This window comes from Bradyrhizobium sp. AZCC 2176, assembly GCF_036924645.1.
Lineage (GTDB): Bacteria > Pseudomonadota > Alphaproteobacteria > Rhizobiales > Xanthobacteraceae > Bradyrhizobium.
The window spans coordinates 3,618,863-3,640,694 of sequence record NZ_JAZHRX010000001.1 but is presented as its reverse complement, the minus strand read 5'-3'; the positions used below and the strand labels follow the sequence as shown (position 1 = coordinate 3,640,694).

Sequence of the window (21,832 nt, the reverse complement as noted above, 5' to 3'; positions counted from 1 at the left end):
TTCGGCACCGATCTTGCTCCATGGGCATCGCGGAAGTTCTGCGCCTGACAACGGCGAGCCTCCGGCGGATTGTTGAGATGAATAGTGTCGTCTCGTTAACCCTGAACCCATTGCCGAAGCGACGTTCCGCGCTTCAGAGGCCGAAAGTATAGTGCTCAGCCAAACGTTCCATTATTCGGTTGCGAGCGTCGTATCGGCCGCGATCGGCCTGCTGAGCGCGATCGTATTCACGCGGCTGCTCTCACCCGAAGAATATGGCGTCTACGTCGTCGGTCTGAGTACCGCAGGCATCGTCTCGGCGCTACTGTTCACCTGGGTGCGCGTCTCTGCCCTGCGTTTCCAGTCGGAAGGCGGCGCGGTCGACGTCAGGAAGACCATTTTCGTCGCCTATCTCATCTCCGCCCTCGCCGCGCCGATCGCACTTCTCGTTGCCACGCTGACGACGTCGGTGTCGCTGGAGCGAAATCTCGCAGCGATCTTCTTCGCGCTGGGGCTCGGCCTGTTTGAACTGGGACAGGAGCTGCTCAAGGCACGGTTGCAATCGTTCGCGTTCATGTCTGCGTCGATCATTCGCGCCTGCCTGGCGTTCATGCTGTGTCTGGCCGCGGCGGTACTCGGCGGCGGCGGACTGTGCCAGCTAGCGATGGTGACCGTCACCTACTTCGTCACGACGATGCTGTTTGCGAGCACGGTCCTGCGATCCCCCGTCGCCGGACCGAAGGTTGCCGACCTGCGGATATTCGCGGGCTTCGGCATTCCGATCACGCTGTCGGGCATCGTCTTTGCGATCCACGCTGCGCTCGACCGGATGCTGGTGTTTCATTTCATGGGCGACCACGCGGCCGGCCAGTACGGCGCGTCCGCCGATCTCGTCCGGCAAATCATCCTGATTCCGGCGGTGAGCATTGCATCGGCGACGATCCCGCTGGCAGTGCGCGCGTATGCCACCGGCGGCGCCTCCGAGGCGCGGCCGCATCTGGAATTCAGCCTCGAAATTTTGCTGGCCGCCGTCCTGCCGGCCGTCGCCGGCGTGGCATTGACGAGCAGCTATATTGCAGGCGTGATCCTCGGCAGCGAGTTCAGGGAAACCGCGGCGCAGATCATGCCGATCCTGGCCTTTGCCTGGCTGTTTCAGTCGATTTCCCAATCCTACATCCACGCGAGTTTTCATCTCGCCAAGACGCCGTTCATGATGACGACACAGAGCATCGCGATGCTGATCGCCAACCTGCTGGTCATGCCCGTCCTGCTCGCCCGATTTGGCCTGGCCGGCGCGGCCTCGAGCCTCGTCATCGTGGAAGCATGCGGCGCGGGCTTCGGCTGGTACCTCACGCGCAGGGCCTTTCCGCTTCCCTTCAACGCATTCCAGGTCATGCGCATTGTCGCGGCGACGGCGATCATGGCGCTGGTGCTGACATTCGCAAAGCCGCTGCTTCCGATCAGCATCGTCTCGTTTGGCGTGCTGGCCGTGACCGGCTGCGTCGTCTACCTCGCCGCAGCTCTCGCCTTCGACATCGCCGGTTTGCGCAAGGCCGTGATCGCCTATGCCGCGCGGCGCAATCTTCCGGCGCCATCCATCACCGCCCCGTCCACGGGACTACCCAGCATGTCGACAAGAGAACCATGATGCGGCTAGCCAGCAAGAACCAGCTCGTTGCGGCCGACAATCGACATGTCATCTGTCGAACCAATTCTGTTTCGCTATCGGACTTCACCGACAAGCGGCGCGAGGCGACGCGCCCGCCGGAATTTCGGGGCGAGAATTTCGAACGGGACTTCGACAACAATACGCTGTTCTACGACGCGGTACAGGTGAGCAAATCGAGGGTTGCCCTGTTTGCACCGCCATTCTTCAACCTCGCGCGCGACGTTGCGACCACGAACTTCATCAGCGGCGCCGGGACCCGCAAGGCACGGACAAGACACCTCGACCGCCACGCCCAACTGTGGCTGGACAGTCCCGAGAATACCGGCCCGATCCAGGCATTGGGCGAACTGGGAAGCTTCACGTTTTCGGTGTCGCCGAACGAATCGGAAATGTTCCGCGACCGCCGCGTCATCTTCACGATGTCGAAGGACAATCCGATCGAATGGATCCTCGATTGGGTGAGGTTCAACCGGGACATTCACGGCGCGGATGCCGTCGTCATCTATGACAACGGCTCCAGCGCCTATGACGGCGCCGCGTTGAGCGCCGCGCTCCGGTCGGTCCCGGGCATCCAATGCTCGGCCGTGATGGAGTGGCCTTTCAAATACGGCCCGCAGGGCGCCAATAGCTGGGACCACTGGGATTCCGATTTCTGCCAGTTGGGAGCCTGGGAGCACGCAAGATGGCGCTTCCTGCGGCATGCCCGAAGCGTCATGAACTCCGACATCGACGAATTGGTCCTGTCAAAGACGGGACAATCGGCGTTCGAAGCCGCAGAACAATCATGGACGGGCCTCGTCCGGTATCGCGGACGATGGATCATCGGCATCGATGAGGGCGTGCGCGACAGCGCGAGCAAAGCCCCGCATCGGCACGCCGACTTCTCGATCCTCATGCCGCCGAAATACGAGCGCTCGAGACTTGTGATGCGGCGCGACGCGAATGAGTGCCTGCCGAAATGGACGGTGGTTCCCGCCCGATGCCCCACGCATGCGCAATGGCATGTCCATTCGATTTTCTCCTGGTGGGCGTCTTATTTCTGCACCAGGAACTTTTCGTTTCGGCACTTCCGCGAGATCGGCAGCAACTGGAAATACCAGCGCACCAACCGCGTGCCGTTCGATCCTTCGATTCACCGGGAAGACCGGGCATTGATCGATGCTTTTCAGCGCGTCGATTGGGGAAATTAGAATGAACAAGGCAACCCCCACGTCAGAATGGATGAAGCCGATGAACAAGGCAGTCACGATCGGCCGCACGCAGGCGGCAGTCGAGCCGATGCAACATCCGCAGGCCCTGCTCGCGCTGGCACATGGCGAGGCGCGGCAGAGCTTGCTGACGGTTCACGGCATTCTCGAAGCGAGACTGCCTGAGGGCGAACTCTCGATTTACGAAGCCGGCGGCGGCTCGACCAGCTTCCTGCCGCTCAAGGTGCTGCATCGCGCCCACGTCACCGTGGTCGACATCGACGAGGACCAGATCCGCAACAACGACTATGCGCAGGAAGCGATCCTCGGCGACATCCAGACCCATCGCTTCCAGCCCAACAGCTTCGATCTCGTGATCTGCTACAACGTGATCGAGCACGTGCCCGATGTCGAAGCAGCCCTGCTGAACTTCTGCGAAGCGCTGAAGCCCAATGGCATGATCCTGATCGGCGCGCCCAATCCGAGGTCGCTGTCCGGCGTCGTCACCAAGTATTCGCCGCACTGGTTCCATGTCTGGTTCTACCGCCACGTCCGCGGCGACAAGAAAGCCGGCCTGCCCGGGCACGCGCCGTTCCCGACGCTGTTTCACCCGCTGGTCACGCTTTCGAACCTCGATGCGTTCGCCGAGCGGCACGGCCTGCAGATGATCTACCGCAAGCAATATGAGAGCCCGCGCTATCCGGAGATGCGGCTGCGCATGCCCGCGTTCGCGGCCCTCGTCGATGCCACCGCGCGCGTGATGAACTTCTTCCTGCCCGGCCGCGCCGACGTGCGGCATGGCGACTACCACGTGATCCTGCGAAAGCGTTGAGACGATGAACGCGATGTTGTCAGAGGCAAGGGCGAAGGTCGGCCACCGGCTGGCGATGCATCTACGCGTCGATCTGTTCCGGCTGCGCAACAGCACGCCGATGGTCAGCTTCACCTTCGACGATCTGCCGAAGAGCGCGGTGACGACCGGCGCCGGAATGCTCGAAGCACATGGCGCGCGGGGGACGTTCTATGTCTCGGGCAGCCTGGTCGGCGCCGACGCGCCGGACTGGGTGGCGGGCAATGCCGATGACGTGGTCTCGCTTCACCGCAGGGGTCACGAGATCGGCTGCCACACGTTCTCGCATCAGCGCGCCTGCGACCTCGGCGAGGCGGCGATGCGCCGGGAAATCATCCACAACCGCGCTTACCTTCGCGCCCTCGATCCCTCGATACAGGTCGACAGTTTTGCCTATCCGTTCGGATACGGCTCCTACGCCCGGAAACATCAGCTCAGGAAGGAATTCCAGACCTGCCGCAGCATCGTGCAGGGCGTCAACGCCGGCAGCGTCGATTTGCAGTTCCTGCGCGCCATTCCGCTGATCGATCGCGAGATGGATTGCGACGGAATCGACCGCGCGTTCGACGAAGCGCAGATCAATAATGGATGGTTAATTTTCTACGGCCACGACGTCACCGACCGGCCGAGCCCCTATGGCTGTTCGCCCGCTTTGCTGGCGCATGCGCTTCGAGCGGCCGCGAAGCGGAATATTCCGGCCCTGACCATGGCGGAGGCGATGCGATGCGCCCGCGCTTAAACGCTTTGTTTGCCAATTCGGGGAATAGTCCCTTGGTGAGTATGGTTAATTTTCCCTGTTGCGTTTGTTCAGCGCTTTTTTTCAGCGCCCGTGGCGTGACCCGAAGAGTAACCCCTCAGCCGATGCGTGCGGCAGTTCGAATGAAAGCTGGGGTCGATGCTTATCTATGACCAGCCGATGGACCGGGCAAAGCCCGAGGCCGGCCCCGCGGCGACAGCCGCGCCGGCGGGCTTCAGCGTGCTCGATCTGACCCAGCTCCTGTGGCAACGGAAGGTCGCGATCGTCTCGGCGGCGTTGATCTTCGCCTGCGTCGCGGTTGCGATCGGCAAGAGCCTGACGCCGAAATACACCGCCTCCGCCCAGCTCTATGTCGATCCCCGCGAACTGCAGTTGGTCGATCGCGAACTGACGCCGCGCGCCCAGGATATGTCCGGCCTCGCGATGGTGGTGGAGAGCCAGGCGCGCGTGATCACCTCGAACAATGTGCTGCTGCAGGTGATCCGCGACACCCATCTGGAGAAGGATCCGGAGTTCGGCGGCGGCGATTCGAAGGGCATTCTGGGATCGCTGCTCGGCCTGTTCGGGATCGAGATGCGGCCCACCGCCGAGCAGCAGAAGCAGATCCAGATGGGCGCGCTGGAAGCGCTCAATCGTCACATCAACGTCAAGAAGACCGACCGCACCTTCATCGTCGATATCGACGTCTGGTCGTATGAGCCGGCCAAGGCGGCGATGCTCGCCAACGCGATCTCGAAGGCTTATCTCGCCGAATCCAAGCAGTCGCAGGCTGCCGCCGCGCGGCGCGCAACCACCGACCTTTCCGGCCGGTTGAAGGAATTGCAGGAACGGCTTCGCAACGCCGAGAACACGCTCGCAGTCTACAAGGCGCAGAATAATTTCGTCGGCACCCAGGACACGCTGATCAGCGACCAGCAGCTCTCCGCCAGCAACCAGCGGCTTGCTGCCGCTCGGGCGCTAACGCTCGACGCGCAGGCCAAACTCGACCAGATCGAAGCCAGCCGCAAGGCGTCAAGCGATGCCGGCGCCATCCCTGAGGCGCTGCAGTCGCAGACCATCGCCAATCTGCGCGCGCAATATGCCGAAGCACGCAAGCGCCAGGCGGAATTGCACAGCGAACTGGGACCGCGTCATCCGGCGCTGCGCCAGATGGAACAGCAGGTGCAGGATCTGCGCCGCGCGATCAACGAAGAGGTCGAGCGCTTCGCACAGGCCGCGAAGAACGACCTGGTCAGGGCCCGCGACTATGAAGCCTCGCTCGGCAAGGCGCTGGAAACCCAGAAGCGCCAGAGCGTCCAGATGAGCCAGGCCTCGGTGCGTCTGCGCGAACTCGAACGCGAGGTGGAGGCAAGCCGCGACGTCTATCAGTCGTTCCTGAAGCGATCGCGCGAAACCGAGGAGCAGGAAAGCCTGAACACCTCGAACGCCCGCGTCATCGGCGAGGCCACCGTGCCGCAGCGGCGGACCTTCCCGCCGGCCATGAGCCTGCTTGCGATGATCGGCTTTGTCTTTGGCGGGCTCGCGGCCGCCGGCTGGTTCGTTGCAGCCAACCATTTGGTGTCGGGCACGAACCCTGTTCAGCCACGGGATAAAGCACCGGCAGAAACTCCGAAGGAGCCAGCTGCTCCCGAAGCGGCCAGGCAACCGCCTGCTGCCGCTCCACCTCAGCCGCAACCTGCGGTCAGCCTGATCGAAAAGCCGCTGATCACGCGGCTGCAGGAAACCGACGTGATACGCACGCTCGGCAGCATCCTCGCAACGGATAGCACCTCTGACGTCACGCGGCTGGGCTGGCCAACGCTGCGTGCGGGCTTTCCGCTGATGACCGTCCTCAATACCCTGCGCGAGATGCGCGCGGCGCTAGCCAGACGCGCCGGCGCGGACACCCCCGTGATGGCCGTGATCGGCGCCCGAGCAGATCAGGACCGCAGCATCGCCGCGCTGAACATTGCGCTCGCCGCGGCGCGTGACGGCGCCAAGGTGCTGCTGATCGATGCCGACCTCGAGCAACGCGCGTTGTCGGACAAGGTAAGCCACTTGGCCAAGAGCGAGCCCAGCCGCTTCGGCTGGCTCGGCATCGCCGCCAAGGCCGCCCGCGCGATCCCGACTGCCAACGGAATTTCGATCCTGCCGGCCGCCAATGTCACTGAGGCGAAAGCCGGTGATGCCATCCGAAAGGCGATTGCACAGGCTCGTTCCGCCGGCGGCTATGACCTCGTGATTCTCGACGGGCCGGCGATGCCCTGGAGCCCGACCGGCCGCAAACTGCTCGATATCGCCGGGGGGCTCGTTGCGATTCTCCCGGTGCATCTCGACATCAACGATAGCATGGAAGACATCATCGCAGCCCTCGGCGGGGACGAGCACAAGCTGGTCGGTGTTGTCCTCAGCGAAGTCAACCCGACGGCCGCAAGCCCGCAGCGAGACAAGCAATATGCGTGAGCGTCGCGCAAATCCCGTCGGGCGAGCCGCCACGGCAAGCATACCCCGCATCACATTGGGCGGGCTACGGCTCGCCGTGCTCGATCTCGAGCAGACCGCGAACTTCATGATCGACATGGTGTTCCCGCAACGCCGCGTCAATCGTCCGCTTTATCTGACCTCGGCCAATGGCGAAGTGCTGGCGCGCTGCTCGACCGAACCGATGACCGACCGGCTGTTTCGCGCCGCCGACCTGATCAATGCCGACGGCCAACCGCTGGTGACCGTGTCGCGGTTCAAATCAAAGACACCGCTGCCCGAGCGCGTCGCGACCACCGACCTGTTTCACGCCGTTGCCCGCAAGGCGCAAGCGGCCGGGCTGACCTTCTACATTCTGGGCGCGGACGAGGCGGAGAACGCCGCCGCAGTCGCCAGCGTTCGCAAGCAATATCCTGACCTCAAGATCGTCGGCCGCTGCCACGGCTTTCTGCGGGGCGAGGCCCTGCGTGCCAAGGTCGCCGAAATCAACGCGCTGGCGCCCGATTATCTCTGGGTCGCGCTCGGCGTTCCCTATGAACAGGCTTTCGTCGAGGAGTATGCACCCGCCCTTTCCAAGGTCGGCGTCATCAAGACGTCAGGCGGGCTGTTCAACTTCCTTTCGGGTAGCCGCGTCCGCGCGCCGCTGTGGATGCAGCATGCCGGCCTCGAATGGGCGTGGCGCATCTGGCTGGAGCCGCGCCGCCTGTTCTGGCGCTATCTGACCACCAATCCGCGCGCGCTCTATCTGTTGCTGAACAGAAGCCGCTCGACCGACATCAGCGGGACACAGAACCAATGAGCAGCCGTCCAGCCATTCTCGTCACCGGCGGCGCCGGCTATATCGGCTCGCACTGCTGCAGGGCGTTGGAGACGGCGGGCTATCAGCCCATCACCTACGACAACCTTTCGACCGGCCACCGCGGCTTCGCGGCGGGCGCGCTGGTGGTCGGCGACATCGCCGACAAGGCCACGCTGGCACGGACCTTTGCCGAGCATGACATCGTGGCCGTCATGCATTTCGCCGCCTCGAGCCTGGTCGGCGAATCAGTTGCCGATCCGCAGAAATATTACGTCAACAATCTCGCCGGCACGCTGTCGCTGCTGGCAGCCATGCGCGAGGCCGGCTGCCATCGCCTGGTGTTTTCGTCGACCGGCGCCGTCTATGGCAATGCCGACAGCAAGGCGCTGCGCGAGGACTACCCGTGCGCGCCGATCAACCCCTATGGTGCCTCGAAATGGATGATCGAGCGCGTGCTGGCGGACTATCGCGCAGCCTATGGCTTCGGCTCGTTTGCGCTGCGCTACTTCAACGCCGCGGGCGCCGATCCCGCCGGCGGCATCGGCGAACTGCGTGACGTAGAGACACATCTCATCCCGCGCGCCATGATGGCGCTGCAGGGGCATGTGCCTGACTTCGCCGTGTTTGGCGACGATTACGACACGCCCGACGGAACGGCGATCCGCGACTACATTCACGTCACCGATCTTGCAGCGGCCCACGTGCTGGCGCTCAAGCTGCTGCTCGACGGACATTCAGGCGGCGCGTTCAATCTCGGCACCGGCAACGGCTTTTCGGTGCGCGAAATCCTCGCCGCGATCGCGGCCGAGACCGGCCGCGAAGTCCCGCACGTCGTCAAGCCGCGGCGATCAGGCGATCCGACCTATCTCGTCGCCGATCCCTCCGCCGCACGCGCGACATTGAACTTCCGCCCCGCCCATTCGGACTTGGCGACGATCATCCGGACCGCCTGGGCGTGGCACAGGAAGGCTCATCCGCTGAAGACGGGTACACCGGCTCGCGGGTGACGCGGGCAACCTCGCAGGAGAGCGCTCAGCGACCTACAGCGGCTTGATCTGCACCTTGCGCCACTTGATCACGCCCGATCCGTATTGCAACGCGAACGGGCCGCTGGCGTGTTTTGAATCCTGGACGTCGACCGTTTTCTGGCCGTTCAGCATGACGACGAGATGCGGGCCCTTGGCCGTGATCTCGTAGGTATTCCATTTGCCGCCCACTTTCGGCATCGGATCGACCTTGGCCACATCGACGATCGCGCCGGTGCCGTAGGTCGGATCCGGCCGCTTGTCGAAAATGTTGACCTCGTAGCAGATCTTGGCGTCGATCTTGGCCGACTGGTCGCAGCGAATGAAGATGCCGCTGTTGGCGTCATCGTCGGCCCAGAACTCCGCCTTGATCTGGAAATCCTTGTAGGACTCCTTGCTGACGAGATAGGAGGGGTCCTTGCCCTCGGTGATCTTGTCCGCGACCAGCGCGCCGTCCTTCATCGCCCAATTGGCTTTGCCGACCTCGGTCCAGTCGCCCATCCTGGTGCCGTCGACGAGCGTCACCCAGCCATCGCTCTGACCGGATGCCACGCTGGAAAATTGAAGTGCGGCGGCGCCGACAAGCAAACCGGCCGCAAGTATCGACAAACGCTTCATGAACGTAGCCCTCCCATGGCTGCTTTTAGTTGGCGGCAACCTATCACCGCGACGCGCGGCGTAAATCCGTTTTTCATGCTGCAGTTGCGTCATACGCCTCGTGCGTGTCGCAGCCGCCGGTCACGCATGCATTGCGGTGCATTGTCCCGCAAGAACAGGACCGTTTAGCATGTCAGCAACCCAAGGGAGGGGCTCCGGCCCACGAGCGATCGACGGAGGAATCCATGAAGGTGGCAAAGCAGGTTGCAAGACGGCCCTGGCGATCCCTCATGACGCTGCTCGCGCTCACGACGATGACGGGGATCGGCGCTGCTGCGGAACTCAATCCGGCCGCGGTCATCTACAAACTGCCCGACCAGATTCCCTGGGGCCCTGTCAATGCAGCCGGCGCGCAAAGCGCTGTTGTCGTCGGCGATCCGGCCAAGCCTGGCTTCTACATGGTCTACAACAAGTGGACCAAAGGCAATCATTTCAGCCGACCGCACTTCCATCCCAACGACCGCTACATCGTCGTATTGCAGGGCACGTGGTGGGTTGGCTCGGGACCGAAATTCGATCCGGCCAACACGACGCCGATGCCGGCCGGCAGTTTCGTCACGCATTTCGGCAAGCAGGTGCATTGGGACGGTGCCAAGGATGAAGACGCCGTTCTCCTGATCATGGGCGAAGGTCCGGCGACCTCGACTGCAGCAGAGGAGAAATAGCCGCGACAACCATCTTGGCAACCATTTCAACGGCGGCGCGTTTCATGTTTCCAATTAATTGAGGATATGAAACATGGCTGTTAGCGCACAGATCAAGGAACACATGGACGTCATCTCGTCGGACAAGAAGACGGTCGGAAAGGTCGACCATATGGAAGGAACCGACAAGATCAAGCTGACCAAGCAGAGTTCGCCCGACGGGGAGCACCATCACTTCATTCCGGTGTCCTGGGTCGACCACGTCGATCAGCATGTCCACCTCAACAAGTCCGGTGCCGATGTAACCTCGCATTGGCAGCATGGCCGGCAGTAGCCCGGCTGGCGCGCTTTGCGCGGCGCGCGGATGCGGATATCATCTGATGTCAGGAGATTGAATGCATCCGGCGGCGCAACTGCAATTTGAACGCATGATCCGCGAATACGTTCGCTGGCATGCCGTTCCCGAAGGCGAACGATCACCTGCCCCGGCGTGGTGGTGGGGACCGGCGATGGAGTTGCGCAATACGCCGCAATCCCTGCCGGCGGAATGGTGCGCCGAGCTCGGACTTCCCGATCAGGCGACGTATGCGGCAGGCGCGGAAGTCTTCCTCAAGACCTTCGCCGGGCAGACGTCCCTGCCCTGGCCTTACGACTTTCCCCGCAAGACTGAAATTCCGGATCCGGCGGTCCGCGAGCTGCATCCGCAGCCGTCAGACGATGGCGCCTTTCAACCCTGAGCCGGGTTCCGGCTGCAATGGCGGCGAGGTGAGCCGCGGTTCGGCGCGCAGCAGATCGGCCATTTGCTTGGCGGGCAACGGCCTGGAGAACAGAAAGCCCTGCATCTCGTCGCAAGCGTGGTTGCGCAGGAAGGTTTCCTGCTCCACGGTCTCGACGCCCTCCGCGATGACGGTCATGCCAAGCGCCTTGCCCATGCTGATGATTGCCTGCGCAATGGCCTGGTCCTCGGAATCGACGGGCAAATCGCGAACGAAGGAGCGATCGATCTTGATGGTATCGATCGGGAACTGCTTCATCAGCGACATCGACGAATAGCCGGTACCGAAATCGTCGATCGCAAGGCGAATGCCGCGGGCCTGGATCGCGTCGAGTATCTTGATCGCGCGCGACACATTCCGCATCACCATGCTTTCGGTGACTTCGAGCTGCAGCAGCACCGGCGACATGCCGCTTGCTAGCAGCGCCTCGTCGACATCGTGCAGCAGATGCGGATCGGCAAATTGCCGCGGCGACAGGTTGACCGCCATCGTCACCGGCCGCAGGCCGCGGCGCTGCCAGGCCATGTTCTGCGCACAGGCTTCCTTGAGCACCCAGCGGCCGATCGGAACGATCAGTCCGGTCTCCTCGGCCAGCGGGATGAACTGCGCCGGCGATACGGTGCCGAGGTCGGGATGATTCCAACGCAGCAGCGCTTCGACGCCGGTGATCTGGCCGCTCGCCATGTCGATCTTGGGCTGGTAGTGCAGCGAGAACTGGTCGCGCTCCAGCGCGCGGCGCAAGGCGCTCTCCAGCGTCAGGCGCTCGATCGACTGCGTCTTGATCTCCTTGGTAAAGAATCGGAAGCCGTTCTTGCCGTCTTCCTTGGCGAGATACATCGCCATGTCGGCGTTCTTGGTCAGCGTCTGCATGTCGGTGCCGTCGGACGGATACATCGCGATCCCGATCGAGGCGGTGGTGTGGCATTCGTGCCCGCTGAGCTGCAGCGGCTGGCTCAGCACGGAGAGAAGCTCGCCGGAAACACGCTCGACCTCGCGGCGCTCGGCGGTCTCCTCCAGAATGACCACGAACTCGTCGCCGCCGAGCCGCGCCACGACATCGCTCGAACGCAGCGCGCGGCGCAGCCGGCCGGCGATCTCCACCAGCAGCATGTCGCCCGCGTCATGTCCAAGCGAGTCGTTGATGACCTTGAACCTGTCGAGATCGATGAACAGCAGCGCGAACTGCCGCTGGTAGCGCGCGGCCGCATCGATCGCGCGGCGAAGCATGCCGTTGAACATTTCCCGGTTCGGCAGGTTGGTCAGGCTGTCATGCGACGCCAGATATTCGATCCGCTCGTCGGCCTTGGTCTTTTCGTCCGCACGGCCGAAATTCTCCAGCGCAAAGGACACATTGTCGACGAGCCGCTGAAGCAGTTCGGCGAACTCGGGCGTGAACGTGTCCTTTTCGAGCGACATGAAAGACATCACGCCGACGACCTGGCCCTGCACCCACAGGGGGAATGAAGCGCCGGAATTCGTGCCATCGCTGCGCGCGGTGGCGTGAAACGCCTCGGCGCGCGGATCACCAAGGTAATCGTTGATGATGCAGGCCTGCTGCGAACGTATCGCCGAACCACAGAGCCCACGTCCCTCCGGCTGCGCCTCGCTGCTCGATATCGTTGCCCGGCGCGCGCTCGAGGCGGTCGGGCCGGCGGCAGCCACGACGTCGAGATATTCGCTGTCGGGCTTTATCAGCGCGATGGAGGTCAAGGTAAACTTGCCGCCGTTCGCCGCCGCTTCGCACACCAGTTCGAACAGTTCGGCCCGAGAGCAGGCGCGGATGATCGCTTCGTTGGTTGAGCTCAGCGCCGCCAGCATGCGCGTCAGGCGCTCTTTCTGGACTTCGGTCCGCGCCTTGTCGTCGGCGCGGTCGAAATTCTCCAGCGCGAACGACACATTGTCGGCCAGTCGTTGCAGCAGTTCCGAAAACTCTGAGGTGAAGGTGTCCTTGTCCAGGGACATGTAAATCATGACGCCGACCGGCTCGCCGCGAACCAGCAGAGGAAAGGCAGCGCCCGACTGAGCCCCGTAGCTACCAACGATGCCCTGGAAGGCGGCGACGCGCTGGTCGGTCACATAGTCGTTGGTGATGCAGGGCCGCCGGGTTCGGAATGCCGTTCCGCTGAGCCCACGGCCCTCGGGACGGGCTTCATCCACCGACAACCTGACGTGCCGCGTCGTCTCGGCAGCCGGGCCCGCGGCAGCGACGATCCGGAGCAGGTCGCTGCCGGAATCGGCCAATGCGATGGTGGTGGAGGTAAACCTGCCGCCGTTCGCAGCGGCATCGCATACCAGATCGAAAAGTTCATTGCGTGATTTGGCCCGCATGATGGCTTCGTTGGTTGCGCTCAGCGCCGCGAACATCCGCGTCAGGCGCTCCTTCTGGCTTTCGGTTCTCGCCTTCTCGTCGGCCCGATCGAAGGTCGCGATCGCAAACGACACGTTCTCGGTGAGCCGCTGCAGCAATTCGGCGAATTCGGGCGTGAAGGTATTCCTCTCGGAGGAAATGAAGAACATGACCCCAACTGCCCGGCCGCAAACCAGCAGCGGAAATGCCGCGCCCGACATGGCGCCGTCGCTGTGGATGAATTGCTGAAACGCCGACCCACGCGGGTCAGCGCGCAAATCGTTGGCGATGCAGGCTCGGCTGGAGCGGAAAGCGTTGCCGCACAGCCCGCGTCCTTCCGGATGGTCGGCGTTGGTCGATACCTTCACCCGGCGCATGTTCTCGGCCGTCGGTCCCGCCACGGCCACCAGGTCGGTGTAATCGCTGTCCGATCGGGCCAGAAGAATGCTGGTCGAGTTGAACCGGCCGCCCTTCGCGGCGGCTTCGCACACAAGTTCGAACAGCTCCGTCCGCGACGTCGCGCGAACGATCGCCTCGTTGGTCGCACTGAGCGCCGCCAGCATGCGCGTCAGCCGTTCCTTCTGGGCGTCGGCTCTGGCCTTTTCGCCGGCGCGATCGAAATTGTCGAGCGCGAACGAGACGTTCTCCGCGATCCGCGCCATCAGAGCGACGATCTCTTCATCCTCCGCCCATAGCTTTCCAACAAAGAACAGCAACACGCCGACGCTCTCGTCGGCCTTGATCAGCGGAGCAGCCACGCAGGCGGTGACGCCGGTCTCGCGGGCGGCCTGATGCCAGGGCTGCCCCTGGGTCGAGTTGAGGATATCGTTATTGATGGCCGGCTGCTGCGTTCGGAATGCCCTGCCGCAGACGCCCGTTCCATACGGATTGCCGGCGTCGATCGAGAACGGCGCCCGCATGATCTGTTCGACGATTGCGCCGGTGCCTGCGACCGGCTTCAACCAGATCGAGTCCAGCTCCGCCAGCAGGACCACCGTAGCTGCGGATTTTCCGCTATATACCGCCGCATCGCAAACGCGCTGATAGAGATCCTGTTCAGTCTTGGCACGCAGAATGGCTTCGTTGGTTGCGCTGATGGCGCCGAACATCCGGTTCAACCGCCGCATCACGCGCTCGCCGTTCTTGCGCGCGGCCTCATGTTCGAAATTGTCGAGCGCAAATGAAACGTTGGCCGACACGCGCTCCAGCATCGAGACGAGCCGCTCGTCGATCGAATGCGCCTCACGTCGCGAAACGAGCAGCACGCCGACCCTTTCGCCGTTGCAGATCAGCGGCAGCGCCGCCGCCGCGCCTACCTGGTTGGCCTTGGCGCCCTCGCGCCAAGCCAGCGAACGCTGGTCGTTCAGAAAATCGTTACTGACGCATATTCGCTGGTCACGGAAGGCTTGCCCGGCAACCCCAGATCCCTCGGGCGTACCGGCCAGGATGGAGATGTCGATACTGCGCAGCCTGGGAACGTCATCGCCACAGCCGGCGGCGAAGCGCAGGAGGTTGGTCTCCGGCTCCAGCAGGAAGACCGCCACAGCCAGGAAGTCGCCGACCGAGAACGCGGCTTCGCAGACCTTTGCGTACAGTTCGTCGGGTGATTTGGCATACAGAATCGCTTCGTTGGTGGCATTCAACGCCGCAAACGTGCGCGCGATATCGGTCTTCACCGTCCCCAAGCTCCCTGCCGGCAGCGCCGGGCTGCCCCCTTGCGGATTTTATGCGTGCAGGAGGCCTAAATGCCCGTTATTGGCGACCGGGAGTTGCGATTCAGAGTAAATGTCGGACCAACGGCCAGCGACGCACAGGAGAACTACGGTTCATTTCACGATTTGTCAGCCATACCGCCGGCATGCACCGGCCGCGATGCGGGCCTGCCGAAGGCATTTTCGAATTTTGCAGGATGAAATTCCGGGCCGTCGAGGACCGTGCCGGCGGCATGGCTAACAGGATATTTCCACGCTTGCCCTGCCGCCGCCGCTTTGAGAGCATGCCGACACCAAGCAAGACCCGCCGGTCGCGCGGGCATCAGAAGGTAGAGGAAATTCCCATGCCGATGGTCCAGGCCGACCGTCTCACGCGCATCGGCGCGGCGCTGCTCAAGGCCGCCGGCGCGTCGGAGGAGGAAGCCGATGCGGTAGCGGTCGGCTGCGTCAACGCCAACCTTGCCGGCCATGACTCGCACGGCGTGATCGCGATCCCGACCTATATCGACCGCATCAAGGCCGGCCATATCGTGCCCGGCGCCAAATGGACCATCGTCCAGGAATCGCCAACTACGACGGTGATCGACGGTCATTGGGGTTTTGGCTTCCACGTCAATGCCAAGGCGATGGCACTGACGATCGAAAAGGCGAAAACAGCTAACGTCGCCGCCTGCACGGTGTTCCGGCAGAGCCATGTCGGGCGGCTCGCCGCCTACCCGCTGATGGCGATGCGGGCGGGCATGATCGGCATTGCCACCGCCGATTCCGGCCGCTCGCCGAAACACGTCGCTCCGTTCGGCGGCCGCGAGGCGAGGCTCGGCACCAATCCGATCTCGATCGCGGTGCCATCGGATCTCGAGGCGCCGTTCTATCTGGATATGGCGACCTCGGCGGTCGCGGCCGGCAAGATCGCGCTCTCGGTCGCACGTGGCGAACAGATCCCGCAGGGGTGGATCATCGACGCGGAAGGACGGCACACCACCGATCCCACGCAGTATCGCAAGGGCGGCGCGCTGCTGCCGCTAGGCGGCAGCGAGGGCTACAAGGGAAGCGGCCTCGCCGCCATGGTCGAGGTGCTGTGCGGCCTGCTCACGGGCTTAGGCTTTGGCGTCGAGCCGACCGGCCGTCACAACGACGGATGCTTCATGGCGGTGTTCAACGTCGCCGCCTTCCGTCCCCTGAAGGATTTCGAGAAGGAGGTCGGCGAGTTCGCGCGCTATTTGAAATCGACGCCGCCGTCCGAAGGTTCGCCCGGCGTGTTCTACCCCGGCGAGATCGAGCACATCCGCGAACAACAGCGCCGGCGCGACGGCATCGAGGTCGAGGACGCCACCTGGGACAAATTGAAGGCGCTCGCCACCGACTACAAGCTCGCCACTGACCTCGACCTGAAATGAAATCGAATCCACGCCCACAAGGAGAACGGCATGACGCGGCAAATGGCGCTGGTGGGATTCCTGCAGGCGCAGAACTGCACCAATCTGCCGAGTTCGTGGCGGCATCCGGAATCGCGCGACGATTCGATGTCGGCCGACTACTACCAGGAGATCGCCCGGATTCTCGAAGCCGGCAAGTTTCACATGGCCTTCTTCGACGACCGCCTGGCGATGCCGGACCGCTATGGCAACGACCACGCCCATACCGTCGAATACGGCATCCGCTGCGTGAAGATGGACCCGCTGATCGTGCTGACCACGATGGGCATGGTCACCGAAAAGCTCGGGTTGGGGTCGACCTGCTCGACCACCTACTACGAGCCGTTCGACGTCGCACGCCGCTTCGCCACTCTCGATCTGATGTCCGGCGGACGCGCAGGCTGGAATGTCGTCACCTCGCTCAATGACGGCGAGGCCCACAACATGGGCAAGGATGCCCATCTCGAACACGACTTTCGCTACGATCGCGCCGACGAGTTCATGGAAGTCGTGCTCGGCCATTGGGACACCTGGGAAGACGGCTCGCTGATCATGGACAAGAAGAGCGGCCGCTTCGCCGATCCGTCCAAGGTGAAGCGGCTCGACCACAAGGGCCAATTCTTCAAGTCGCGCGGTCCGTTCACCGTGCCGCGCTCGGCGCAGGGCCATCCCGTTATCATTCAGGCCGGCGCGTCCGGCCGCGGCCAGCGCTTTGCGGGGCGATGGGGCGAGGTGATCTTCACCGCCGCGCGCAACGTGGCCGCTGCCAAGGAGGGCTATGCAGCGGTCCGCAACGAAGCGGCGAAAGCCGGCCGCGATCCCGACCAGATGTTCCTCTGCAACCTCACCACGCCCGTCTGCGGCGCAACCAAGGCCGAGGCCGAGGACAAGATGGCTGTCATCAACAAGTTGCCGCTGCAGATCGACGCGCTGTCGCTGCTCGCGGAGGCCCTGAACTACGACTTCGCGTCAAAACCGCTCGACGAGCCGCTGACAACAGAAGAGCTCAAGAGCATGCAGGGTATCCTGGGGATCCGCGACGGCGTGCTCAAGAATTCAGGCAAGACCAATCCCAGCGCGCGAGACTTCGTCACCTTCTCCGGCCGCGGCCAGGTGCAGGACGCGATCGTCGGCGGCCCGAAAGAGATCGCGGACAAGCTCGAGGAGATGTTCGTCGAGCGCGGCTGCGACGGCTTTGTCATCGCAGCTACCATCGTGCCGGGCTCCTATGCCGATTTCGTCCAGCACATCGTGCCGGAATTGCAGCGCCGCGGTCTGTTTCACAAGGATTACGCCGGCAAGACGCTGCGCGAGAATCTCGGCTTGGCGCGGCCTGCTGCCGGCGCCTGGAAAACCAGCCCGCAGGCCGCGGCCGAATAAGAGGAAACCACATGCGTTGGTTGAAATTCACCGCCGCCGGCAAAACGTCCTGGGGCATTGTCGAGGGCGAGCGCGTGATCGCCGTCGACGGCGATCCGTTCGGCGAATGGCAGCGCGGGCCGCAGTCGCATGCGCTGAACGATGTCAAGGTCGAGCTGCCGCTGATCCCGCGCACCTTCTATTGCGTCGGACTGAATTATCTCAAGCATCTGAAAGAGGCCGCCGACAAGGCCGGCACGGTGCCCAACGTGCCCGATCGCCCCGAGATCGGCTATCGCGCCCAGAACGCGCTGATCGCGCACGACGAGGACGTGGTGATTCCGGCGACCGCGACCGAGAAGATTCACTACGAGGGCGAACTCGTGGTCGTGATCGGCAAGCGGGCAAAGCACCTCACCGAAGCCAACGCGATGGATTGCGTGTTCGGCTACACCATCGGCAACGACGTCAGCGAGCGCAGCTGGCAAAAAGCCGACCGCAGCCTGTGGCGTTCCAAGAACGCCGACACCTTCAAGCCGATGGGGCCGTGGATCGAAACATCAGTCGATCTCGACAAGATGGAAACCGTGATCCGGGTCAACGGCGAGGAGACCGGCCGCTTCCGCACCAACGACATGATCTTCGGCATCGTGCCGTTCCTCGTCGAGCTCACCAGGTATTTCACGCTGTCGCCGGGCGACGTGATCTGGATGGGCACCGACGGCGCCTCGCCCAATCTGAAAGCTGGCGACGTCGTCGAGATCGACATCACCGGGATCGGCACGCTGCGGAACAGGTTTGTAAGGGAGAAGGTTTGACGTCCTCAGAAACAAGGACGGGTACGGGCACCAGCACTGGGTAAGCCGCCCGGCGCAAGCGGAACGATGATCCTGATGACGCGGTCCGGATAGGCGGCAAAGGCGGGCATGCCGGAAAGCAACGTGGCCGTTGCAAGCACGAACAGCGCGGCCAGACGTTTCCCCTTTATGCCGAACTTGCATGATCCAATCCCATCAGATGCACGGATCCATTCTAGATCATCCGCGCCACCATCGGAATTTTCCGCAGCAACCACGTGACCGCCCAGCTCAGCGCCAGCGTGCCGCCGAAAACGAAAGCGAACTTGACGAAGGCCGGCCATGAATAGTCGTAGACCGCGTATTGCAGCCAGATGATGAAGATATAGTGCGTGAGAAAGATGCCATAGGCAGATGGCCGCATGGCATCGAGCAGCTTCATGCGCGATGAGGCGAAGGCCAGCGACACGGACAGCACAGTGAACGTCATCGCGGCGCTGAACAGCGCAAAGGCAAGGCCATAGCCGGCCTGCCAGGATAGCGGCGGCGAATCGACATCCGCAATCCAGTTGTGGTGAGCATAGACCAGCAGCAGAATCGCGCCGTAGAACAACGACGCAAGGGCAAGCCAGAGCGGCCAGCGCTGCGCCAGCGCCCCCTCCCCGCTCAGGATTCCGGAGCGAAGGCTGACCGCGCCGATGCCGACACCGGTCAGAAAATAGCCGCCATAGAGCAAAATCCGGCTGGTCTGGATCGGCAGCGGATAGCCGCCGGGCTCCAGCCAGCTTGCATCGCCAAAGACCAGCCGCATCGGCACGTAGATGACGACCGAAACGACGAGGAAGGCCGTAAACGCTGTCCACGGCCGGTCGCGGAGCGAAAAGACCAGCAGGCCGGACATCTTCAGCATCCGCGGCGCCCGCGCCAGCAGAACTGCGGCGAGGATGTCGAACGCCAGCAGCACCCACAAGAACCATGCCGGACCCGACGGCCAGGGACCAACCGTCAGCGTGCGCCACCAGAAATGAATGAAGTTGAAATCAGTGGTGCCGGGCAGATGATAGCGCAGGAAGGTCGGATAATACGCAATCGGCATCAGAAAGAGGATCGAAATCAGAAAGGGGATGCCGAGCCGCCATGCACGGTTGCGCAGAAAGTCCGCCGCCCCCCTGCGGATCAGGCTGTCGTGAACGAACAGGCCCGAGATCAGGAACATGCAGGCCATGAAGAAACTGTCGTTGAACAGCACGACGAGGTCGAACCCCAGCCAGCGCATTTTGTCGCCGCTGCCGAAATGGGTATAGTTGACCACGGAATGATGGATCAGGACCAACAGCGTGATGAATGTGCGGGCACGGTCCAGCGCGACGATGCGCCCCCTCACCTTGACGATCCGGTCGCTCCGATCGGTCTTGCGCAGCATCTCGTTACTTCCCATCGAGCCTGCGCCCAGTCATTTCTCGAACGCGTCGTAAATCAGTTTTTTGACGTTCACCTGCACATGCTGCCGGCCTGATGGCGCGTTTTCCAGCACGACGAAGAACATGTCCTGCGCGTGGTCGACCACCAGATAGGCGCCGGTGGCACCGTCCCATTTGATTTCGCCGGGCGAACCCGGCGGCGGCGGCATCGCATTGCCAGGATCGGTGCGGACGCCGAAGCCATAGCCGAACCCAAAACCGTCGCCCGGGAAATAGAAGTAATTGCGTTCGACGCCCGAACCCGGACCGATGTGATCGGTCGTCATGTCCGCGAATGTTTTGGGAGCGAGATAAGTCCTGCCGTCGAGCGCGCCGCCGTTCAGCAGCATCTGCCCAAAGCGCGCAAGATCGGCGACCGTCGAGACCAATCCCCCACCGCCCGATTCCCAACGGGTGACATCGAGCGAATTGCGCTCGGTATGGCGATCCTTGCGCAGCGGTTGCGCATAGCGCGACCGCTCGGCCGGATCGGTCAGGAAAAACCTGGTCGTCGTCATGCCCAGGGGGTCGAACAGTTCCGTCTTTTCGAACTGGTACAGCGATTGGCCGGAGACGACTTCGATGACGCGGCCGAGCACATCGATGGAATGCCCGTAATCCCACAGCGTGCGCGGCTGCTCTGCCAGCGGCAGTTTTGCGATCCGCTCGGCAAATTCGGCATTGTCGAAATCGCCGAGATAGATCCCGTCATACGCTGCCTTCACCGGCCCCCGCGGCCCGTAGAAACCATAGGTAATCCCCGACGCATGCAGCAGCAGGTCTTCGATCGTTACCGGCCGGCGCAACGGCACGAGATCGAGCACGGCCATGCCGGACTCATCCTTGCGCTCGACACCGACCTTCATGCCGGCGAAAGAGGGAATGTATTTGCTGACGGGATCGTCGAGTTTGATCGCGCCACGATCGATCAGCATCATCGCGGCAAAGCTGGTCACGGTTTTGGTGAGCGAATGCAGCGGAAAGATCGTATCCAGCGTCATGTCGATGCCGGCATCGACGTCACGCTTGCCGAACCATTTGAAATACACCGGTTTGCCGCGGCGCTGAATCAAGACCACGGCACCCGGAATTTCACTTTGCGCGACCTGATCGTTGAGAAAATTGTCGATCCGCGAAAGCTTTTCCACCGACAACGGCGCATTCGGCCGTGGGCCGAATTGGGCCGCGGACAGTGGGACGCTCAGCAAGACCCATGCGAGCATCGCAACCAGCGGCGGCGCACAGTGGCCTGTCGACACCGACTTGCGCGATAACATCCGCCGCCTCCCCCGTTGCGTCGGATCACTTTATTGTATCTGGCAATATCGATCCAGATGGTAACTATCGTTCAGCTCAGGATACGCTGACATTCGGCCTCAAATTGAAAACGTAAGAGGAGAATTACATGAAGCCCCGGATGAACTACTACCAGGCCGCGCCTGACACCATCAAGGCACTCGTCGCGCTGGAGGCCCAGATCGTCGCCTCCGGCCTCGAAAAGTCGCTGATCGAACTGGTGAAGACGCGCGCCTCGCAGATCAACGGCTGCGCTTATTGCATCAACATGCACACCCAGGACGCCCGCAAGCAGGGTGAGACCGAGCAGCGGCTGTATCTGTTGAACGCCTGGCACGAATCGCCGCTGTACACTGACCGCGAACGGGCCGCCTTGGCATGGACCGAGGCATTGACGCTGATCGCCGAAACCCACGCGCCTGACGATCTCTACGCAGACGTGCGCGCCCACTTCTCGGAGACGGAGACGGTCAATCTGACCATGCTGATCGGGGCCATCAATGCCTGGAACCGGCTGGCGATCGCTTTTCGCGCGGTACATCCGGTGAAGGCGAAAGCGGCGGTGGCATAAGCCTCAGCAATCCTCCGCTGTCATGCCCGCTTCAAGCGGGGCATCCGGTACGGCGCGGCATCTCCGTTCAAG

The 21,832-nt window shown here is 62.9% G+C and carries 19 protein-coding genes; 15 read left to right on the top strand and 4 right to left on the bottom strand.

Features of this window, described 5'->3' with window-relative positions; genetic code table 11:
* The first annotated feature begins 151 nt into the window (after positions 1-151).
* From V1288_RS16890 to galE, 7 genes are all read left to right on the top strand, one after another.
* Entirely contained in the window at positions 152-1,627 is a 1,476-nt protein-coding gene (locus tag V1288_RS16890) for a lipopolysaccharide biosynthesis protein (RefSeq protein ID WP_334358107.1), read from the top strand.
* Positions 1,627-2,838, top strand: coding sequence for a hypothetical protein (locus V1288_RS16885; protein WP_334358106.1), 1,212 nt, complete (start codon positions 1,627-1,629; stop codon positions 2,836-2,838). The genes V1288_RS16890 and V1288_RS16885 overlap by 1 nt, the downstream gene beginning before the upstream one ends.
* Before the next feature lie 40 nt (positions 2,839-2,878).
* Positions 2,879-3,667 carry a class I SAM-dependent methyltransferase gene (locus V1288_RS16880; RefSeq protein ID WP_442894028.1) on the top strand — a complete coding sequence of 263 codons (789 nt, stop codon included), beginning with the start codon at positions 2,879-2,881 and terminating at the stop codon, positions 3,665-3,667.
* Positions 3,668-3,680: 13 nt separating this feature from the next.
* Entirely contained in the window at positions 3,681-4,424 is a 744-nt protein-coding gene (locus V1288_RS16875) for a polysaccharide deacetylase family protein (RefSeq protein WP_334358104.1), read from the top strand.
* Positions 4,425-4,580: 156 nt separating this feature from the next.
* The gene (locus tag V1288_RS16870; protein ID WP_334358103.1) at positions 4,581-6,884 is read left to right on the top strand and encodes an exopolysaccharide transport family protein; all 2,304 of its coding nucleotides are present in this window, start codon (positions 4,581-4,583) and stop codon (positions 6,882-6,884) included.
* The gene (locus V1288_RS16865) at positions 6,877-7,701 is read left to right on the top strand and encodes a WecB/TagA/CpsF family glycosyltransferase (RefSeq protein WP_334358102.1); all 825 of its coding nucleotides are present in this window, start codon (positions 6,877-6,879) and stop codon (positions 7,699-7,701) included. The genes V1288_RS16870 and V1288_RS16865 overlap by 8 nt, the downstream gene beginning before the upstream one ends.
* Positions 7,698-8,708: a UDP-glucose 4-epimerase GalE gene (gene galE, locus V1288_RS16860; RefSeq protein WP_334358101.1), complete on the top strand. Its 1,011-nt coding sequence runs from the start codon at positions 7,698-7,700 to the stop codon at positions 8,706-8,708. The genes V1288_RS16865 and galE overlap by 4 nt, the downstream gene beginning before the upstream one ends.
* A gap of 33 nt (positions 8,709-8,741) precedes the next feature.
* On the opposite strand, the gene V1288_RS16855 is transcribed toward galE, so the two are convergent.
* Positions 8,742-9,344 carry a 3-keto-disaccharide hydrolase gene (locus V1288_RS16855; protein WP_334358100.1) on the bottom strand — a complete coding sequence of 201 codons (603 nt, stop codon included), beginning with the start codon at positions 9,342-9,344 and terminating at the stop codon, positions 8,742-8,744.
* 224 nt (positions 9,345-9,568) lie between these two features.
* Here V1288_RS16855 and V1288_RS16850 point away from each other — a divergent pair, with 224 nt between their 5' ends.
* The 3 genes from V1288_RS16850 to V1288_RS16840 all read left to right on the top strand — a co-directional run bounded on the left by V1288_RS16850 (position 9,569) and on the right by V1288_RS16840 (position 10,764).
* Positions 9,569-10,048 carry a cupin domain-containing protein gene (locus V1288_RS16850; protein WP_334358099.1) on the top strand — a complete coding sequence of 160 codons (480 nt, stop codon included), beginning with the start codon at positions 9,569-9,571 and terminating at the stop codon, positions 10,046-10,048.
* A 73-nt stretch (positions 10,049-10,121) separates the two neighbouring features.
* Positions 10,122-10,361, top strand: coding sequence for a DUF2171 domain-containing protein (locus V1288_RS16845; RefSeq protein WP_334358098.1), 240 nt, complete (start codon positions 10,122-10,124; stop codon positions 10,359-10,361).
* Positions 10,362-10,422: 61 nt separating this feature from the next.
* Positions 10,423-10,764, top strand: coding sequence for a hypothetical protein (locus tag V1288_RS16840; RefSeq protein WP_334358097.1), 342 nt, complete (start codon positions 10,423-10,425; stop codon positions 10,762-10,764).
* Here the strand turns inward: V1288_RS16840 and V1288_RS16835 are convergent.
* Entirely contained in the window at positions 10,738-14,826 is a 4,089-nt protein-coding gene (locus tag V1288_RS16835; protein ID WP_334358096.1) for a sensor domain-containing phosphodiesterase, read from the bottom strand. The two genes, V1288_RS16840 and V1288_RS16835, sit on opposite strands and share 27 nt — an antisense overlap.
* Before the next feature lie 69 nt (positions 14,827-14,895).
* Here V1288_RS16835 and V1288_RS16830 point away from each other — a divergent pair, with 69 nt between their 5' ends.
* From V1288_RS16830 to V1288_RS16815, 4 genes are all read left to right on the top strand, one after another.
* Positions 14,896-15,063, top strand: coding sequence for a hypothetical protein (locus tag V1288_RS16830; protein WP_334358095.1), 168 nt, complete (start codon positions 14,896-14,898; stop codon positions 15,061-15,063).
* Positions 15,064-15,206: 143 nt separating this feature from the next.
* Positions 15,207-16,259: an Ldh family oxidoreductase gene (locus tag V1288_RS16825; RefSeq protein ID WP_334358094.1), complete on the top strand. Its 1,053-nt coding sequence runs from the start codon at positions 15,207-15,209 to the stop codon at positions 16,257-16,259.
* A gap of 30 nt (positions 16,260-16,289) precedes the next feature.
* Complete coding sequence (locus V1288_RS16820) at positions 16,290-17,657, top strand: LLM class flavin-dependent oxidoreductase (RefSeq protein ID WP_334358093.1); 1,368 nt, start codon at positions 16,290-16,292, stop codon at positions 17,655-17,657.
* Positions 17,658-17,668: 11 nt separating this feature from the next.
* Complete coding sequence (locus tag V1288_RS16815) at positions 17,669-18,454, top strand: fumarylacetoacetate hydrolase family protein (protein ID WP_334358092.1); 786 nt, start codon at positions 17,669-17,671, stop codon at positions 18,452-18,454.
* A 214-nt stretch (positions 18,455-18,668) separates the two neighbouring features.
* Here V1288_RS16815 and V1288_RS16810 read toward each other — a convergent pair whose 3' ends face one another.
* A complete protein-coding gene (locus V1288_RS16810) occupies positions 18,669-19,856 on the bottom strand; it encodes an acyltransferase (RefSeq protein ID WP_334358091.1) in 1,188 nt (395 codons plus the stop codon).
* Positions 19,857-19,886: 30 nt separating this feature from the next.
* Complete coding sequence (locus tag V1288_RS16805) at positions 19,887-21,170, bottom strand: serine hydrolase domain-containing protein (protein WP_334358090.1); 1,284 nt, start codon at positions 21,168-21,170, stop codon at positions 19,887-19,889.
* A gap of 128 nt (positions 21,171-21,298) precedes the next feature.
* On the opposite strand from V1288_RS16805, the gene V1288_RS16800 reads away from it, so the two are divergent.
* Entirely contained in the window at positions 21,299-21,760 is a 462-nt protein-coding gene (locus tag V1288_RS16800) for a carboxymuconolactone decarboxylase family protein (RefSeq protein ID WP_334358089.1), read from the top strand.
* Positions 21,761-21,832: the final 72 nt, after the last annotated feature.

Excerpts from the sequence above, each read along its gene's own strand:
- V1288_RS16805 (WP_334358090.1), bottom strand. The coding sequence starts at position 21,170 with ATGTTATCGCGCAAGTCGGTGTCGACAGGCCACTGTGCGCCGCCGCTG.
- V1288_RS16840 (WP_334358097.1), top strand. The coding sequence starts at position 10,423 with ATGCATCCGGCGGCGCAACTGCAATTTGAACGCATGATCCGCGAATAC.
- V1288_RS16880 (WP_442894028.1), top strand. The coding sequence starts at position 2,879 with ATGAACAAGGCAGTCACGATCGGCCGCACGCAGGCGGCAGTCGAGCCG.
- V1288_RS16830 (WP_334358095.1), top strand. The coding sequence starts at position 14,896 with ATGCCCGTTATTGGCGACCGGGAGTTGCGATTCAGAGTAAATGTCGGA.
- V1288_RS16810 (WP_334358091.1), bottom strand. The coding sequence starts at position 19,856 with ATGCTGCGCAAGACCGATCGGAGCGACCGGATCGTCAAGGTGAGGGGG.
- V1288_RS16845 (WP_334358098.1), top strand. The coding sequence starts at position 10,122 with ATGGCTGTTAGCGCACAGATCAAGGAACACATGGACGTCATCTCGTCG.
- V1288_RS16850 (WP_334358099.1), top strand. The coding sequence starts at position 9,569 with ATGAAGGTGGCAAAGCAGGTTGCAAGACGGCCCTGGCGATCCCTCATG.
- V1288_RS16855 (WP_334358100.1), bottom strand. The coding sequence starts at position 9,344 with ATGAAGCGTTTGTCGATACTTGCGGCCGGTTTGCTTGTCGGCGCCGCC.
- galE (WP_334358101.1), top strand. The coding sequence starts at position 7,698 with ATGAGCAGCCGTCCAGCCATTCTCGTCACCGGCGGCGCCGGCTATATC.
- V1288_RS16875 (WP_334358104.1), top strand. The coding sequence starts at position 3,681 with ATGTTGTCAGAGGCAAGGGCGAAGGTCGGCCACCGGCTGGCGATGCAT.
- V1288_RS16865 (WP_334358102.1), top strand. The coding sequence starts at position 6,877 with ATGCGTGAGCGTCGCGCAAATCCCGTCGGGCGAGCCGCCACGGCAAGC.
- V1288_RS16815 (WP_334358092.1), top strand. The coding sequence starts at position 17,669 with ATGCGTTGGTTGAAATTCACCGCCGCCGGCAAAACGTCCTGGGGCATT.
- V1288_RS16820 (WP_334358093.1), top strand. The coding sequence starts at position 16,290 with ATGACGCGGCAAATGGCGCTGGTGGGATTCCTGCAGGCGCAGAACTGC.
- V1288_RS16800 (WP_334358089.1), top strand. The coding sequence starts at position 21,299 with ATGAAGCCCCGGATGAACTACTACCAGGCCGCGCCTGACACCATCAAG.
- V1288_RS16825 (WP_334358094.1), top strand. The coding sequence starts at position 15,207 with ATGCCGATGGTCCAGGCCGACCGTCTCACGCGCATCGGCGCGGCGCTG.
- V1288_RS16870 (WP_334358103.1), top strand. The coding sequence starts at position 4,581 with ATGCTTATCTATGACCAGCCGATGGACCGGGCAAAGCCCGAGGCCGGC.
- V1288_RS16885 (WP_334358106.1), top strand. The coding sequence starts at position 1,627 with ATGCGGCTAGCCAGCAAGAACCAGCTCGTTGCGGCCGACAATCGACAT.